Below are 17,079 nucleotides of genomic sequence, written 5' to 3' on the forward strand. Positions count from 1 at the left end.
GCCTGGCTGCGGGTATGGACTTGGTTCCCCCTCCGGAGAGCACGAACGACGTCGAGCGCAGCCCCGTGTCCTCGACCTCCCAGCCGTCCTGACCCAGGTGGGTGAGCATGTACTGCACCGGCCCGGTGGCAAGGGGTTGCCAGTAGGAGACGATCCACGGCCGGTCATCCCCGTCAACGGTCATGGAGGTCTGGTTGATGAGCTGGCTGTTCTGGGGAATCCGCGTGATCACCTCTGCCTGCCTCTCCGAGATCGGGAGCGAATAGGCCCGACCATCGGAGCGTTCCCACTTGGTGCCGGTGGCATCCGTGGAGCGCGCGTACGAGAGATCGTGATTGGAGGAGACGTCCGCGGTGGAACGCCACACCCAACTCACCTGCAGACGATCCTGTGAGTCGACCGTCGCCTGCCAGTAGGGATTCATCTGGGAACTCTCGCCATCGATGAGGTTCGACTGGACCTGGAGCCATCGACCACGCTTCGCGTCATAGTGGTCGAGGACCAGGTTGCCGTTCCCGGACCCGCCGTCCCGGTAGAGGAGGAACAGGTCGCCGTCACTCTGGGAGTGGAACTCGGGATAGGTGACGTACGCTTCGTGCTGTCCGGTCACCGGGGTGACGGCGCCGAGTTGCAGGGACCATGGTTGCGTGGAACGTGCGTACTGCATCGGCTTCGCGTGCATTCCCCACGCGACGTGCAGGTATCCGTCCCCCGAGACAGCCAGTGAGATGGAGTTGTGCGCATCGAGCACATTTCCCGTGTACTGCGTGACGCTCGTCGTCCAGGGCTCGCCACGTGTGACGTCCCGGCGCGCGAGGACCAGACGTCCACGGGGGTCGTAGTAGGCGGTGGTCTGTATCTCGTCCCCGTCGCGGATCGTGGTCGCGACGGAGGAATGGCGGAAAGGCATGGCGTTGACGGCATTGGAAGCCCAGCCCGTTCCCAGCTCGTCGGCCTCTCCCACGGCGAAGCCAACCTGTGTGGCAGCGCCGCTCGACACGTAGTCCGAGATGTTGCCAGGAGCCTTGAGGATGTCGAGCTGGCCGCCGGCCGTCGCGGGCATCGCGCCGGCGGTACGTCGCACCGCGAGAGTGTCCCTCCCGTCTCCGTCCCAGTCCCCGACCATGGCGTAGTCCTGTGCGCGCCCGAACGTGAACGTGGCGTCGGCCGTTCCGGCGGCGAGCGTGTCCTTGACGTAGTAGGTGGCCGACCGTCGTACTGCGAGGGTGTCGGTCCTGTCTCCGTCCCAGTCCCCGATCAACACCTGGTCGGTGGCTCTCCCGTAGGTGATGACCCGGTCGGCGTTTCCGCCCGAGACGGAGTTCTTGAAGTAGTAGCGGTTGCCGCGTCGTACTGCGAGGGTGTCGGCCGCGTCTCCGTCCCAGTCCCCGATCAACACCTGGTCGGTGGCTCTCCCGTAGGTGATGACTCGGTCGGCGTTTCCGCCCGAGACGGAGTTCTTGAAGTAGTAGCGGTTGCCGCGTCGTACTGCGAGGGTGTCGACTCCGTCCCCGTCCCAGTCCCCGACGAGGACGTCGTCCCCGGTCCTCCCGTAGGTGATGACCCGGTCGGCGTTTCCGCCCGAGACGGAGTTCTTGAAGTAGTAGCGGTTGCCGCGTCGTACTGCGAGGGTGTCGACTCCGTCCCCGTCCCAGTCCCCGACGAGCACCTGGTCGCAGGACTTCCCGTACACGACGACACGATCAGCGGGGCCGTTGCGGAGGGAGTTGACGAAGAAGTACACATTGCCGCCACCGTCGGTGCAGTTCGTACCCGCCGCGGGTGCGGCGGCTGCGGACGGGGCCAGGGGAGACGCGACCGGGGCTGCCACGCACGCCACGACAAGTGCAGCGATTGACGCTCGGGACAGAAGGTGCACGAGGCGCCGGAGTCCGTCTGGGACCTTGTTCACGCGGTTCGTGCGGTGGCCCCTCCGACCTGCGCATCCGGAGTCTTGGACCAGTGTGCCGTCAGCAACCATGTGCGCCGACTCCTGCAGGTCGGTGGGGCGGCTGGATTGCGCCAACGCCGTGCGAATGTGCTGGCCGGACCCCCATCGGACCTGCGGCGAGGGGTGGTCCTGCTGCGAGAGGAGTCGAGGTGGTTGGAGGCACGACTGGCATTCTAGGGCGCGCAGAGGTGCGTCGATGACCGCGAGTGACCTCGTCGACACCGTCAGGCCGAGGACCGGAGGGTCCTGCCGGTGCGCGTCGTCCTCCGACGTGACCGCCGACGAGGGGCCCGGCTCCGGTCGGCGGGCATGCCGTGCACCGCGAGGTCGCCCGGGCCCGCGAGTCAGGAGCTGTCAGCGGAGACCGATACCCTCCCGGACCGATGCATACTGCCCGGGCGCGACGACGGGGGCCGGACCTCCTGGTCATCCATCCTCATGACGCCCACAGCGGTGAGCGCCATCAGCACCAGGCACAGGCCCATACCCAGGCGAGTCGCGGTGGGGAAGGTGGGGAACTGGGTCGGATCAGCCGGTACCACGGCGGCTGTCCACTGGACGAGGACGGCGCCGACCCCGGTCGTCCACGCCGGGACCAGCGCCCGTGAGAGCGACTGCGAATACGTGAGCCCCCATGCGATTGCGGCGGCCGTCGGCATGAGCACAGGCAGGGTGTAGCGAGGGACCAGACCCCCACCTCCCGCCGAGTACTCCAGCTGCATCGTGATCACTGCCATCGTCAGCGTGGCCAGCAGGGCGACGATCACCACCGAGACCCCGCTCGGTCGGATCCACAGCCAAGAGGTGACCAGACCCACGAGCGAGAGGATGAGTGGGAGCAGGACGAGGCCGATGAACGGGACGGCGTAACCGGACTGGTTCGTCTGGAAGTACCCCAGGAGCTTCTCCCACGTGTCGGGCCGCAGGGCGAGCTCTGTGACGGAGGTCGTCGTCCTGTTCAGGTGCTGCGACGACCACTCAGGGTGACCGCCTGTGACGGAACCTGTGAGCCGGAGGTTCCTCAGGTAGAACCAGCCGGACGTCGCCACGACGAGCACAGTGGTGAGGATCGCTGACACCGGGGCGGTCCACCGACCCCACCGGTCACGCCCCTGGTCCGACGCCAGCCCGTTGACGACGAGACACACCAGACTCACTGCGATGACGGCCACCGTCGCCAGCCGTGTCGCCGCAGCAGCTGCGCATGCGACGGCGAGCCAGACCCACTCGTGCCGCGGTGAACCCCGGCGCAGGATCCTGCAGGTCAGCCCGATGACGAGGGTACCCAACAGGGTGGCGAGGGCGTCGTTGTAGATCGCACCCGACACGCCGTGGAGCCATGGAGGGGTCGCTGAGACGAGGCCTGAGGTGACTGCGAGCCGGTTCATCCCCGGAAACGCCTGACGGACCCCCCACATGACGGCCACGGGAACCAGTGCGCCGAACAGCGCGTTCACGCCGCGGGCAGCCAGGCCCGCCACGAGCACATGATGGGAATCCGTCAAGGGGCCGATGATCGGTGCGAGCAGCACGTAGAACAGGGGGGGTGCTGTGAGACCCACTGCACAGGAATCGTCTGGCCCTTGATCTGGTCGACGACGACACCTTCGTAGAAGTCCGGGAGCCGTCCGTGCCACACCTGGTAGGCATAGTCGAAGTGTCCGACCTCGTCGGCGCTGCCGAACAGGGGAACTGCCAACGTCCGCGCAAGCGAGGCGCTCAGGGCCATCACGAACACGACGACGTACCAGTTTCGCAGATCGGAAGGGCGCGACTGCTCGGGTGTCGGTGGCAACGCCGTGCGCATGGTTTCCTCTCGTCCGTGGCGCTCATCCAGGGTCAGGAGCCACTCCATCGGAATGCGATCCCTTGGTGCGGGTGGACACGGGCAGCATCTGGATGGGGGAAGGGCGTGGATCCCGTCCCAATGGTGCCACTCCCGGGGCACGCCAGGGCCCGTCGGCGCCGTGGGACAATGACGCGGTGACATTTCTTGGGGTGCGATCGTGGCGGCTCCCACACCGGTTGCGTCGTGGGGCGCTGTGGGCATTGGCGATACTCAGCGCCCTCCTCCTGTCCTGCGGGTGGGCGATGAGCTCACCCGTGGGTGCCTCGCCGGACGAGGTGCACCACGTGGTCTACGCCTGGGGTTCGGCAACGGGGCAGACCCTCCCGGGCCGTGCGAAGGAGACTTGGCGTGACAACGGAGCTGCTCTCACGAGCATCATCGTCCCGGGAAACATGCTCGAGTCCCTCGACCGATCCTGCTACGCCTTCAAGCCCACGGAACCTGCCTGTGCCATCGATCCCGGGGAGGGAGCAGGGGTCTACCGCTTGACCTCGTCCTCGATGACGCGCTACCCACCGCTCTACTACCTGGGAACAGGGCTCGTGATGCGTGGAGCGATGGCGCTGGGTTCCAACGCTGTCGTCGCGATCATCGCCGCGAGGGTCTTCTCCGGAATGGTGTCGCTGATGGCAGTGGGTCTGGCGGCGGTCTGTCTCGGACGGAGGTTCGGGGCACAGCAGACCCTCGTCGTGCTCGCGCTGACCATGACCCCGCAGTTCCTCTTCCTGAGCGCGTCGGTCAATCCCAACGGGTTCGAGATCGCCTTCGCATTCGCCCAGGCTGCGTGCGTGGTCGCTCTGATCCACGAGGTGGGAGCGGGTCGGAAGGCTGGCGCTCCTCTTGCGGCCGGGTTGTGTGCGACGACCCTGTGCCTGGGACTGGCCCGCCCGGCATCGATCGTATGGGCACTTGCTGCGACTCTGCTCCTCCTCGTTCCCTTCACGGGCCGGCCGGCCCTGGCTGGGCTGGCGCGGGGCTGGCGGGTGGCCTTCTGTGCGTGCCTCGCGGTGGGGATCGGGTGGTTCGTCTACCTCAACGCCCTGCGGCAAGGTGGGGTCACCGACCACGACGTCAGCACCTGGGAGGGATACTCGTTCTCGCTCAGATCCCTGCTCGTCGTGCTGAAGTTCGGGGACATCGTCGAGTCCGGATACAGCCTGCTCGGCTGGGCGGACACCAAGATGCCCCGCTTCTTCCTCATCGCATGGCTGGTGGTCGGTGCCGCGGCGCTCGCCCGTCTGTCCTCCGGCGGACGCCCGCCCGTCATGAGGCAACGTTGGGCCTTCACCTATCTGGCCGTGTGCGCAGGCGCGACGGCGGTGCAGAGTTTCATGGCGGGTTTCGGCTGGCAAGGGCGGTACTTCATGCCCTGTGTGGCGGCATTCACGGTCCTCCTGCTTCCGGGGATGTCCGCCGGGGCCCAGCCCGACCACGACCTGAGGACGACGAACACTGCCCTCCTGGTGCTCGTCACGACCTGGCTGCTCGACACGGGGGCCGTGATGCTCAACCTCGGACGCTACCTCTACGGGTACTCGGACCTCTACAAGCTCTTCGAGCAACTTCCGGTCCCCACGCCCGTGGTGGCATGGCAACCCGTCATCAGCCGTTTCGGCCCGGTGTACCTCGCGGTCGTCGGCGGCACCGTGCTCTTCCTGATCGGGTGCCTCCTGAGCCGGAGGCGCAGGACGGGTGATGCCATCGTCATCGGCAGGACGGGTGGTCGCGAGGAGATCAGCTCGGCGACCGAGTGGGATCCCCCGGTTCCTTCCCCGGGCGCGGCCGGAGGACCTCCCGGCGGATCGACCTCGTGAGGCTCCCGAGCAACCACCTGTTCCGCTGGCGTTGCAGCACCTGTCCCCTGTGACGTCCTCTCACGCAGAGCTCCAGGCGGGAGGACGTCCCCAGGTCGACCACTCGGGCCGTGAGCGTCTCACCCCACCCGAGTGCGGACACCCGGGTGGAGGCTTTGACTGTGAGGTCCTGCCGTGAGTGCGAGTCGAGCACGGTGTCGGCCCTGGAACGCACCACGGCGACGGTCGCCTCCCACACCGCGCTCGCGGGAACGGGCCACGTCACTGATGAGCGGTCGGTCTCGCCCCTTCCGATCAGCTGGGGCACGGACCAGCATTCCCGTCCGACGGGTCGTCCGCATCGGCCCGGTCGGGTGAACCGGAATCGGCACCGTCTCGGTGACCTCCCGCAGTTCCCGTACCGGTCGCACCGACGGTGACGAGGTCGGTGGGGGCGGTCGCCGGTTCCGGTGCGGTTCGTCCGTACGGGTGCGCCGTCGGACCGTACCCGCCGTCCGGGCGACCACGCCCACCCGCCCGGAGGACGCTGATCCCCCGGATGATCCCCCCGACGAGGAGGAGCAGCAGTGTGATGCCAGTGACCAGGCCTCCGGCCCGTGTCATGGGGGCCCGGTACTCCAGCACGATGGTGTGCGTCCCGGCGTCGGAGACGCGCACCGCGACCCCCGCGTGGTCGGCATCGACCAACTCGGTCGTCCGGCCGTCCACCGTGGCCGTCCAGCCCCCACCCCGCAGGGGATCCGCAATGACCACCCACCCGGCTCCGGTCGAGGTGACCGTGGCACTGATGGTGTCCGTGTCGGTGTCGGACACCGTCACCTCGGCCGTCGAGTCGGTGGCCGGGGCATCGTCCGCCTCGTGCTCGAGGATGACGGTGCCCGCGTCCGTGTCCCCCGATGAGAGGATCGCAAGTCTCTCCTGTGGATCGGTCTCGACCTCGGCCCGGGAAGCCCACCGGATCCGGTCGAGGGCATGGGTGCGCTCGATGACGGTCGAGTCGCCCGTGTGGACGATGCGAAGTCCGTCGTCGGCCGGTCTGACGGGTGCCGAGACGAAGGAGCCCCGATCGGTCGTGGCGAGCGTGATGGTGGCCCCTGAGCCCGAGAGGGACAGCTCGACGGTCCACGGTTGGCTGGCGCCCAGGTCCTCGAGCTGGAGGGCCACATCCTGTCTCGCGTCGATCCCGGAGATGACCGTCGATGTCGTCGCCAGGACTGTGCCATCCGGCGAGACTGCCCGAGCGGTGAGGAGCGCCGGGGAGTCGGGGATACCCGACTGACCGAGCACCGAGACCTGGATCCCCCGCGCAGGTCCCGTGAAGACAGGACTCGTCGTCGAGGACGAGCTGGACAGGACCGTCTGCCCGACAGCTCCGGGCAGCGCTTCCCTCTCCCCCGGGATCTCCGCGGTGGGGGCCTGGACCACGTACTTCACCGCGAGCCGGTCGAGGATGGGGCTCCCGATGCTCGAGGACAGGTTCGCCGGGGTGAGTGTCGTGTAGGTGGGGGTCTGGTAGAAGGCGGGATCGACCTGCGTGAGCAGCTCACGCCATGACGGGGAGGTGAAGCCATGACCTGTGACGGAGCGGAGCCCGTAGAAGCTGGATGTACCGGGCAGCATGGTCTGGCCGACGGTCGCATACCGGTCCTCGCCCAGGTTCTCCTGCAGGTACTGATGGGTGGCGGTCTCCGGGTAGAAGGAGGACACGTCACTGAGTGGCCACCACTTGTGGGCCACATAGGTTGCCGGTACCGCCGTCGCCCCGAGGATCACCACCACAGCCAGGAAACCTGACGCCCGGGAGGGGGTGACCCAGGTGAACAGACCCGCCAACCCCACCGCGATCATCAGGAGAGCGGCGACGAGGATCCACTTCTGTGAGTACAGGACCTCGGCGTCGTTCACTGCGTCCCGGACGGAGAGGAGGACGGGAACCAGGACCAGCCCCGCCGCGGTGAGACGGATGACCACGGACAGCGCGGCTCTCCAGGACCCGGCCGGCAACTGCCTGAGCTGACGGGCGAACGGGACAGGTTCGAACACCGCTGCCGCCCCCAATCCGGTGAGGACAGCAGCAGCGAACCCCAGGATGACGCGAAGTCTTCCGATGGGACTGGTCGCCACCCCGGGGAGGCTCTGCAGGATGCTCAGCGCGGGGCCGCCGAAGTAGACCGCACTTCCGCACACGAGGAGGAGACCGGCGAAGAAGGGCAGCACCACTCGGGGTGAAGGGGTCCGGGGTCGGATGAGGAGAGCGGCGAGGATGAGGGGAAGGCTTGCTGCCCCGATGTAGGAGAAGCCCTCGATGAAGTGGACGGGCCAGGATCCGTGGGTCTGGTCGGGCAGCCCCAACAGTGACGGCACCACCGAGGTCGCGAGGGTGACGGAGGGCAGGTGGCTCCCGCGGAAGCCGCTGCGGGCCTCGAAGTCGACATAGTGAGTCGCGAACCAGGCGAACGGGAAGATCTGGAAGGCCGAGAGGGCGACACCCAGGACGATGCCCGCGGCCGAACGGAGGACGGACATCCCGATGGTGGCCCACGGGGTTCTTGAGGCGATGATCCTGAAGAGGAAGTAGAGGGCTGCTGCGTAGATCGCATAACCCGTGATCGCGGGGAAACCTCCCAGGAGCATGCTCGCGACCACGAGGCCCAGGGGAAGAGTGTCACTCCACCTGTGACGTGTCGCGAGACGGTCACTCGCCCAGAACAGAAGGGGAATCATCGCTGCGACGCGCGTCTGCGGCCAGTTCGTCCATGCGAGCATGAACCCGCTCGCCACGAAGACCAGGGTGGAGAGCGGAGCGGTGAACGCGGGCAGGTGCCATTGACGCCGCATGAGGAGGTGCATGCCCAGGCCGATGGCGGCGATCTCGAGGAGCTTCACACCGGCTGTCGCGGAGGAGGCCGGAAGGAACCACCAGGGCAGCGACAGTGGCGAGAAGACCGCGGCATTCGGCAGCGCGCCGAGTTCGCCTCCGCCATTGTTGAACGGGTCCCACTGTGGGAAACTGCCGTCCTTCGTGCTCCGGACGATCAACTCCGCCATCGGGGTGGCGGAGTCGATGGTGTCGCCGATGCCGACATTGGTCACCTCCTGGTGACCGACGGAGGTGATCCAGGGGGCGAAGTGGGTCATCAGCTCCGTGCCGAGGAACACCTTCCCCGACGAGAGGCCAGGAATGACCGTCAGCGCCGAGAAGGCGATGACCAGGAACCACCCGATGACCGTGAGTGCCACATCAGCAGTGACCCTCGACCGGTTGTGGGTCCCGTGGGTCCAACGCCGTCCTGCGGCGTCCACCGTCGGCTCGCCGTTCCCGACCTCCTCCATCGCTCCCGCCTTCCGGGTCAGCACGGTGCCTGCTCCGGACTCGTGGCCGTCCCGGTGCCGGGTGCGGGATCCGGGTGACGCGCGAAGAAGGAGGCCAACAGACCCCAACCGATGTCCGCAATGGTGAGGAGGATCCTCGACAGGAGGACCACGGCCAGCACTGCGCCCTGGTTGAGGTGTCCCTGGAGGACAGCGGCCAGTACGACCTCGCGGACGCCGATCCCTGCAGGCACGAAGAACACGAGGAATCCGACCGTCCAGGCGAGCGCGTAGCCCCCGGTGGCGAGCAGGAAGGTGCCCACGGAGCTGTCCATGCCCATCGCGGTGAGGATCAACCACACCTGGAATCCGGACAGGATCCACGCTCCGAAGGACCACAGGACGGCAGTTCCGAGCGCCCTCCAGGTGAGGTCCGTCTCCAGGGGCTCGCGATGGGTCAGGCGGAGCAGTGCCGCGATCAGTCTGTTGAGGACGGGTGGTGCCAGCAGGACTGCCAGCACGGGCAGGAAGATGGCTGTCCAGCCGTAGTCGTGGCGGACGCCTCCCGGACCCACCAGCAACGTGAGGACCGCGAACACGAGTCCAGTGAGGATCGAGACCAGCATCGAGGTGAGCAGGACCGCCAGGGAACGGCGCCGCGAGATCTGGTGCTCGACGCCTGCCTCTGCTGCGGCGACGAAGTTCCACACCCCGCCGGGCAGGTACTTGGCGACCTGGGAGGTGAAGAACACGGTCGCCGCCGCCGTGGCCTTCACAGGACGCCCGAGACCATTCAGCAGGGAGCGCCAGGAGAACATCGTGAGCAGGACGTAGGCGAAGGAGGAGAGCGTCGCCAGCAAGGCGGACCACCAGGTGAGCTCCCGGAGCGCTGCGACGAAGGGATCCCATTGGTCGACCACCGCCCAGATTGCGGCGATGATGGCGATCGCCATGAACGAGGCACGGAACCAACTGGACCTGAGGATGCCCGAGACGCGCTTCATGCGAGCACCTCGTCGAGGGGAGCGACAACCTCGGCCGGTGTGAACCGGGCGTCGGCTCTCGTGCCCGAACGTCGCCGCATCTCGACGAGGCGGGCTCCGTCGAGTTCCACGAGGATGCGGGCGAGATCCTCCGGCGCTCCGGGGCGGCACCAGAGCGCATCGTCCCCGAGGACCTCACGTTGGGGCGCAGTGTCGGAGGTGATGACAGCGCAACCGGCTGCCATGCCCTGGTAGACCTTGTTGGGGACGACCCTGAGTGCCTTGGGCGTCGTTCCGAGGATTCCCAGGCAGAGGTCATGGCGGGCGACCAGTGAGGGCAGGTCTGCGGAGTCCACCCAGTCGACCCAGGTGACCTGGGTCGTGCCGAGGATGTCTCGACAGGTGTCGTAGTCCTGCCCGGTGCCGACCATCGTGATCCGGAGGTCCCGCTCCGATGCGGCCCTCCTGAGGCCCTCCGCAATGGCGGGTGCGCCCTGCAGTGGCGTGAACAGTCCGAAGAAGATGACGGACAGCGTGCGGTCGATGTCCTCAGCGGGGCGGCGCGCGTGGAACCACGCCATCGGTGCGCCCACCGGTACCACCACCACCTTGGAGCGGAGATCCGCTGGCACCAGTTCCCGATGCGCTCCGGTGTCGACGATCACGACGTCGGCCGCCCTCAGTGCCATTCGATCCAGACGGCGCAGGAGAGCGGTGCGAACACCCTCCTTCGTCCCCCGGTCCGTGGCGGTGCCGGCGGCGAAGACCAGGTGGTCGAGCACGATCCGTGTGCGCGGGTAGAGGAGCCGGGCGAGGAGGACATCGAAGTGGCCGAGGTACCCGACCAGGACGACGTCGGGGTGAGAGGTTCCCCGGAAGCGCAGACTTCCCGCTGCAAGTGACAGCCAGCGCAGGAGGAGTGTGAGGACGAAGTGGGCCAGCTGGGTCGGATGGGAGAGGGCGGCCACCCGCCCGGCAGTCCCGATTCCCAGCGGGCGGTTCAGCTCGGTGACCGCGTGACCGCGGGTACGCATGCCGTCGAGGAGCACCCCCACCCTCGGGTGCGAGCGGACATCATACGTGCCGAACCCGAGCACGCGCATCACTCACCGTCCTCCACCCGGGTGGCGGTTCCGTCCAGGGTCACGGGAGGAGTCACTGCTCCGAACTGGAGTCTCTTGATGCGTTCGAGCCCGTCCTCGAGAAGGACTCGGTTGGTCCGTTGCAGGTCAGCGATGATCAGAATGGCGAGGGCCAGGAAGGCGCCGACCGTCAACGATGATCCCAGCACCAAGGACTGGATGTGCCCCGCGCTCTCGCCCATCAGCCAGAAGACGAAGAACCGCACCAGGGGGATGATGCCGATGACGCCCATCACTGCTGCAATCCAGCCGAGGATCACATAGGGCTTGAACATCAGGTACGACCTCACGATCGCCGTACCCGACTTGAACATGTGCTGCCAGATGTTCTTGAAGAGCCGGGACTCCCTCGTCTTGGGATTGGTCGTGACGGGGACCGAGGCGATGCGAAGGCGCTTGTTCCCCGCCTGGATGATCGTCTCCATGCAGTAGGAGAACTGTGTGACGACGTTGAGTCTGTACAGGGCCTCCCTCGAGTAGGCCCGGAACCCGGAGGCCGCATCCGGGAGCTTCGTGCCTGCGGCGTGGTTGACCACGGCGGAGCCGATGTGCTGCATCTTCTTCTTGAACCAGGAGAACTCGGCGATCTTCGCAGTCTGGCGGTCCGCGATCGCGATGTCCGCATCGCCGTCGACGACCGGGCGCACCAGCTCCGGAATCATGGCCTGGGGGTACTGGTTGTCACCGTCGGTGTTCACGACGATGTCGGCACCATGCGCCAGTGCATAGTTCACACCATCGCTGAAGGACCGGGCGAGCCCCATGTTGCGGGCATGGGTCACGAAGTGGTGGACGCCGAGCTCGCGGGCCACCTCGATGGTTCGGTCGGTCGAACCATCGTCGATGACGAGGATCTCGACCTGGTCGACGCCGTCGATGTGCCGTGGGATCGACTTGAGGACGAGAGGGAGGGTCTCCTCTTCATTGAGGCAGGGGATCTGGACGAAGACGCGCACTCGGTGTCCTCCTGGTGCTGGCGGTGTGTGGACGGAAGGAGACCTGCTCTTCATCCGTCGTCCCGTTCATGGTAGCGGGCTCGCTGTCGTCCTCCGCGCCGACGTGGTCAGGGCCACCATCTTCCGCGTCACGAGCCCTCGGTCGGGGCGACAGGGGAGGGCGATGAGTCCGCCTCCGTCCCACGTCGTGGACCTCATCCGCGGACACCGACCCGCCGAGTTGACGGTTCCCCGTCCCCGGTACTGCACTGTGGGTGTGGATGCGGTGAGCAGGTGTTCGGAAGTGCAGGCTGGAGACTTCACCGGCTGCAAGTCCATCCGAGCCTGGCGGCCGGTCCGTCCGCTGGCGACCCGGGGATCCCGTCATCGTGAGTTCCCGGAGCTGCGGAGCACAGACCCCGGATCCGCGGTGGTCCACGTTCTCGACGGTGATGCACCGGCGCGAGCGGGGGCCACATGCCGTCCGTAGAACGTCGGGAGAAGGAGAGGGACACACGTCCGCCGTTGCGGATGGTGGCTGTCACTGGTCTCCTGGTCGCTGTCGTCGTCCTCCTGTGGGTCTTGGGGGAGCCGCATGCCCCCGAGCTGGAGCCGGAGCCTGGACCGGGGAATCTGTACTTCCTTTCGAACGCTCTGACAGGCGGTGACGCCGACTCGGTGATCGCTTTCGGTCGGCCGGAGGACACCTCCCTGGTCGGCGACTGGGACGGAGACGGTGTCGACACCCTTGCCGTCCGGAGGGGATCGACGTTCCTGTTCACGAACTCGAGTGGAGGCGGGGCAGCGGAGTTCTCCGTCACTGTCGGTCGTGGCACCGACGACGTCCTCGTCGGCGACTGGGACGGCGACGGGAGGGACAGTCTGGCGCTGCGCAGGGGCAACACCTACTACGTCTTCCTCACGCTGCACGGGGGTCCGGCAGACTCCGAGTTCGTCTTCGGTCATGACTCGGACCTGGCCCTCGTGGGTGACTGGGACGGCGACGGTTCCGATACCCTCGCGGTGCGGCGTGGTGACGAGTACCTCTTCCTCGACACCCTCCACGGGGGGGAGGCCGACCGTACCCTCACCTTCGGCAGGGCCACGGACCAGGTCTTCGTGGGTGACTGGGACGGCGATGGTGTGGACTCACCCGTCGTGAGGCGCGCCAACCTCTACCTGGTCATGGACGGCTTCGACGCTGACGACGTCGTCGCGCGATTGGTGTACGGCCTGATCACGGATTTCGCGATCGTCGGGGACTGGGACGGGGACGGATCCGACACCCTGGGTGTCAGACGGCTGCAGACGTCGAACGGGCAGGGTGATGCCGCCGATTTCGGGCAGCGTGACAGCATGAGGGCTTCTGGGAACGTTTCCGACTACGTGTCGGCGGCTGCGCCCACCGTGATCGGCTTCCCCGTCGGTTCTGCCGAGACCATTGGGACCGGATGGGCCTCCAACACCGCGAACGTGACACCGTTCAGGCACTCGTCCCTCGTCACCGCGGTGCGTGACGGCGAGGAGACCCAGACGGTCGCCTACTACAACGAGCAGGGGAGACTGGTCCTGGCACGCCACAGTCCGGGCTCGGGGCGGGGTTGGGAGACCTCCGTCACGCAGTACACCGGCAATGTCGCAGATGCCCACGATTCCATCTCGATCGCAGTTGACGGTGACGGATACCTCCACGTCGCGTGGGGAATGCATGCGAGCACCATGCAGTACGCCCGCTCGACGGAACCCTGGTCGCTGGAACTGGGGCCCGTGACCCCGGTGACCGGCCTGAACGAGGAAGCGGTCACCTACCCCGAGTTCTACGCGCAGAGCGACGGCAATCTCTTCCTCCTGTACCGCGACGGTGGCTCAGGGTCCGGGAACCTGGTCGTCGACCACTACGACACCGCGAAGCAGGAGTGGTCACAGACGCAGGGCGATCTGATCGACGGGAAGTCCTCCGGACTGTCCCCCTACTGGCAGGCGGTGGTCGATTCCCGTGATCGCCTCCAGATCACGTGGGTGTGGCGCTCGAGCGGGGTCGACACAGTGAACGAGGATCTGGCGTACGTCCGCTCGACGGACTCCTCGGGAAGGACATGGCAGCGCTCGGACGGGACCTACGTGACAGTCCCGGTCACGAGGACTCGTGCCGAGACGATCGTGACCATCCCCGAGGGGCGCCAGCTCATCAACCAGACGTCGATGGCGGTCGATGACGACGACGTGCCCTACGTCGTGTCGTACTGGAGGCCGGAGGGTGAGGTCGTCCAGTACATGGTGGTGCACCTCTCGAACACCGGGTGGGAGGTCGAGGACACCGGCATCCGGTCCACCGACTTGGACCTATCGGGAGGCGGGACGAAGGCACTGCCGGTGGGGCGTCCCCAGATCCTCGTCTCGGGTCGATCCTCTTCGGCGGTCGTCCACCTGGTTCTGCGCGACGTCGAGAGGGGCGAAGTCGCGACGCTGGCGGTCAGGGAACCCACCAGTGGTGCGTGGACCCTGACCGACCTCACCGACGTGTCCCTGGGCCAGTGGGAGCCGAGTGTCGACAGCGCTCTCTGGAGGCGCACCGGACGACTGGACATCTTCGTCCAGAAGACGATCCAGGTCGACGGAGAGGGACTGGGCTTCCACCAGGCGGAGGGGGTCCAGGTCCTGCACGTTCCGGCGTCGGCTCTGGGCACGGACATCGGGGAGCCATAGGGCGCGCACGGGGCACGGGCCACGTGGGAGGGGCCCAGCTCTCCGGACGACGGGTGTCATGCCTGTCTGGTTGCCGGTCGTCCGCTCTTCCGTGCCCGGTCCACCGTCCCCGTTCCAGTCGACGACCAGGACCTTGGACCGGGAGGAAAGGGGACACAATGAGTCCCTCGGGATGTGGATGGGTGTCGGAGAGCTCACGGCGATTCTCCCTCACGGGTGTGCGATCCGTGAGCAGTCAGGGTTGACGGGAGGCGCGGCAGGTCGGTGTGGCGACGCCACGGTACCGAGCAGGGACTCCCCAGAACCACCTGGCCGGGCCCTCGGGGGCGCCCATCTACGCCCCCGTGGACAGTTCAGTCCCTCTTGAAGAGGTCGCGGGTGTAGACCTTGTCAGTGACGTCGGCGAGTTCGGGGTCCCACCTGTTGGTGACGATGATGTCGCACCGTGTCTTGAAGGACTCCAGGTCGTGGGTGACTTCGCTGCCGAAGAAGTCGGGCTCATCGAGGGTGGGCTCGTAGACGATGACGGGGTAGCCCTTGGCCTTGATGCGCTTCATGACGCCCTGGATGGAGGAGGCGCGGAAGTTGTCCGACCCGGTCTTCATGGCGAGACGGTAGATGCCCACGGTGGGGCGTTGGACACCTCGGTCCTTGAGTTGGGCGAGTTCGTGGAGGATCTCCTCGGCGATGAAGTCCTTGCGTGTGCGGTTGGCGTCCACGATGGCGCCGATGAGGTTCTGGGGGACCTCGTCGTAGTTGGCCAGCAGCTGCTTGGTGTCCTTGGGCAGGCAGTAGCCGCCGTACCCGAAGGAGGGGTTGTTGTAGTGGGACCCGATCCTGGGGTCCAGGCCCACGCCCTGGATGATCTTTGAGGCGTCGAGGCCCCGGATGTCGGCGTAGGTGTCCAACTCGTTGAAGTAGGCCACGCGCAGGGCGAGGAAGGTGTTGGCGAAGAGCTTGACGGCTTCGGCCTCGGTGGCCGCCATGAACAGGGTGGGGATGTCGGTGTCCTCCGCGCCCTGGGCGAGCAGGCCCGCGAAGGTGTGGGCCGCCTGGTCGAGCTCGGTGGTGTGGGGGGTGTCGTGGGGGACACCGACGATGATGCGGGAGGGGTGGAGGTTGTCGAAGAGGGCGCGTCCCTCGCGCAGGAACTCAGGGGAGAAGAGAAACTTCGCCCCCGGGTAGCGGGTCACCAGGGACTGGGTGTAGCCCACGGGGACGGTGGACTTGATGACCATGACCGCTGCGGGGTTGACGGAGAGGACCAGGTCGATGACCTCTTCGACGTAGCCGGTGTCGAAGAAGTTCTTCTTCGGGTCGTAGTTGGTGGGGGCGGCGATCACCACCAGTTCCGCGGTCCTGTAGGCGCTGGCACCGTCGAGGGTGGCGTTCAGGTCCAGGGTGCCCGAGGCGAGGCGCTCCTCGATGTCCGTGTCACGGATGGGGGAGCGACCACTGTTGATGAGGTCCACCTTCTCGGCCACCACGTCGACCGCGCTCACCGAGTTGTGCGCCGCCAGCAGCACCGCCAGCGACAACCCCACGTACCCCGTACCCGCCACCGCAATCCGCATGACCCCACCGTCTCCTTCAGATGACTTCCCTGATGACCGCGGGCGCCCTGTACCCCGGCGCGCCACTCGCAACAGACTACAAGGGTGTGCCCCTTCGATCGGGCGCGGAGCTGCCCCCCACCTTCTCCAGCCGGGCAATGCGCGCGCGGTCCTCCCCGCCGTGGACCCCCGGGTCGACCATGACCACGGAGCGCCCCTCTGCCCAGTGGGACACCACGGCCCGTGCGTCATCGATGGGGTTCGTCGACATGACGAGGACGCGGGAGGGACCCGGGTCGACGGCCTCCGCGCTGGTGCCCCGGAGGCCCCGGCCGAGGTCCCGGATCCTCACCGGTCCGCCCGGACCGCCAGCGGCGCCCCTGTCTGCGACGACCAGGTCCGTAGGGACGACCGGTGCGATCTCGAGCGCATCCGACTGGGCGGACAGCTCGGCCAGGGCGTCCAGGACCCCGTCGGGCAGTGGGGTCGGCCAGGACAGTGCCAGGGGAGTGACGGCCTGGGCGAGCACCCAGCACCCCTCCGCTGCTGCAGCGAGGTGTTCGGGACCGATCCGCTCGCTCACCCAGACGTCGGCGGCGGGAACCTCGGATGCCGCTCCGGCGCCCGTCCCGGCCCCGGCCACCCCGCCCCCACCCATGGAGGGGGCGGCGACGCCCTCGTCGATCCCGGCCACGCCGGTCCCGACGGACCGCCATCCCGACAGCCAGGCGGCCGCCAGCCAGGTCACGGACTGCCAACTGCGACCCAGGTCGACCCGGATCGTGCCGGTCGGCGTGGTGTCCTCCGGCCAGCCGTCCACACTGCTCGGAGCCT

The 17,079-nt window shown here is 67.3% G+C and carries 11 protein-coding genes; 2 read left to right on the forward strand and 9 right to left on the reverse strand.

Annotation, left to right across the window (positions count from 1 at the left end; translation table 11 throughout):
- The 3 genes from TA90_RS13195 to TA90_RS06970 form a co-directional block, all read right to left on the reverse strand.
- On the reverse strand, positions 1-1,831 hold a 1,831-nt coding region (locus TA90_RS13195), incomplete at its 3' end, for a BNR repeat-containing protein (protein ID WP_187120104.1).
- Positions 1,832-2,295: 464 nt separating this feature from the next.
- On the reverse strand, positions 2,296-3,456 hold the full coding sequence (locus TA90_RS06965; RefSeq protein ID WP_147513414.1) for a hypothetical protein: 1,161 nt from the start codon (positions 3,454-3,456) through the stop codon (positions 2,296-2,298).
- Positions 3,453-3,806, reverse strand: a complete 354-nt coding sequence (locus tag TA90_RS06970) for a hypothetical protein (RefSeq protein WP_043535352.1) — start codon at positions 3,804-3,806, stop codon at positions 3,453-3,455. The genes TA90_RS06965 and TA90_RS06970 overlap by 4 nt, the downstream gene beginning before the upstream one ends.
- A 44-nt stretch (positions 3,807-3,850) precedes the next feature.
- Here TA90_RS06970 and TA90_RS06975 point away from each other — a divergent pair, with 44 nt between their 5' ends.
- Positions 3,851-5,614, forward strand: coding sequence for a DUF2142 domain-containing protein (locus TA90_RS06975; protein ID WP_269419983.1), 1,764 nt, complete (start codon positions 3,851-3,853; stop codon positions 5,612-5,614).
- 294 nt (positions 5,615-5,908) lie between these two features.
- On the opposite strand, the gene TA90_RS06980 is transcribed toward TA90_RS06975, so the two are convergent.
- Genes TA90_RS06980 through TA90_RS06995 form a run of 4 tightly spaced genes read right to left on the reverse strand, consistent with a single transcriptional unit; the run spans position 5,909 to position 12,007 of the window.
- The gene (locus TA90_RS06980) at positions 5,909-8,971 is read right to left on the reverse strand and encodes a glycosyltransferase family protein (protein WP_187120105.1); all 3,063 of its coding nucleotides are present in this window, start codon (positions 8,969-8,971) and stop codon (positions 5,909-5,911) included.
- Positions 8,965-9,930, reverse strand: coding sequence for a lysylphosphatidylglycerol synthase transmembrane domain-containing protein (locus TA90_RS06985; RefSeq protein ID WP_052450611.1), 966 nt, complete (start codon positions 9,928-9,930; stop codon positions 8,965-8,967). Before TA90_RS06985 ends, TA90_RS06980 begins: the two co-directional genes overlap by 7 nt.
- Positions 9,927-11,012 carry a glycosyltransferase gene (locus tag TA90_RS06990; RefSeq protein ID WP_043535360.1) on the reverse strand — a complete coding sequence of 362 codons (1,086 nt, stop codon included), beginning with the start codon at positions 11,010-11,012 and terminating at the stop codon, positions 9,927-9,929. Before TA90_RS06990 ends, TA90_RS06985 begins: the two co-directional genes overlap by 4 nt.
- Complete coding sequence (locus TA90_RS06995; protein WP_052450612.1) at positions 11,012-12,007, reverse strand: glycosyltransferase family 2 protein; 996 nt, start codon at positions 12,005-12,007, stop codon at positions 11,012-11,014. Before TA90_RS06995 ends, TA90_RS06990 begins: the two co-directional genes overlap by 1 nt.
- Before the next feature lie 510 nt (positions 12,008-12,517).
- Between TA90_RS06995 and TA90_RS13200 the strand changes: the two genes are divergently transcribed.
- Complete coding sequence (locus TA90_RS13200; RefSeq protein WP_052450613.1) at positions 12,518-14,692, forward strand: BNR-4 repeat-containing protein; 2,175 nt, start codon at positions 12,518-12,520, stop codon at positions 14,690-14,692.
- A 353-nt stretch (positions 14,693-15,045) separates the two neighbouring features.
- Here TA90_RS13200 and TA90_RS07005 read toward each other — a convergent pair whose 3' ends face one another.
- Together TA90_RS07005 and TA90_RS15080 are read right to left on the reverse strand one after the other, a co-directional pair.
- On the reverse strand, positions 15,046-16,266 hold the full coding sequence (locus tag TA90_RS07005; protein ID WP_043535356.1) for a nucleotide sugar dehydrogenase: 1,221 nt from the start codon (positions 16,264-16,266) through the stop codon (positions 15,046-15,048).
- A gap of 76 nt (positions 16,267-16,342) precedes the next feature.
- The coding region (locus tag TA90_RS15080; protein WP_187120106.1) for a hypothetical protein at positions 16,343-17,079 on the reverse strand (737 nt) is incomplete at its 5' end.

This window comes from Actinomyces polynesiensis, from assembly GCF_000820725.1.
Classification (GTDB): Bacteria; Actinomycetota; Actinomycetes; order Actinomycetales; family Actinomycetaceae; genus Pauljensenia; species Pauljensenia polynesiensis.

What these genes read in the sequence shown, in the direction of transcription:
- TA90_RS06985 (WP_052450611.1), bottom strand. Translation starts at nt 9,930, where the DNA reads ATGAAGCGCGTCTCGGGCATCCTCAGGTCCAGTTGGTTCCGTGCCTCG.
- TA90_RS06990 (WP_043535360.1), bottom strand. Translation starts at nt 11,012, where the DNA reads ATGCGCGTGCTCGGGTTCGGCACGTATGATGTCCGCTCGCACCCGAGG.
- TA90_RS07005 (WP_043535356.1), bottom strand. Translation starts at nt 16,266, where the DNA reads ATGCGGATTGCGGTGGCGGGTACGGGGTACGTGGGGTTGTCGCTGGCG.
- TA90_RS06975 (WP_269419983.1), top strand. Translation starts at nt 3,851, where the DNA reads ATGGGGGAAGGGCGTGGATCCCGTCCCAATGGTGCCACTCCCGGGGCA.
- TA90_RS06970 (WP_043535352.1), bottom strand. Translation starts at nt 3,806, where the DNA reads ATGGAGTGGCTCCTGACCCTGGATGAGCGCCACGGACGAGAGGAAACC.
- TA90_RS13200 (WP_052450613.1), top strand. Translation starts at nt 12,518, where the DNA reads ATGGTGGCTGTCACTGGTCTCCTGGTCGCTGTCGTCGTCCTCCTGTGG.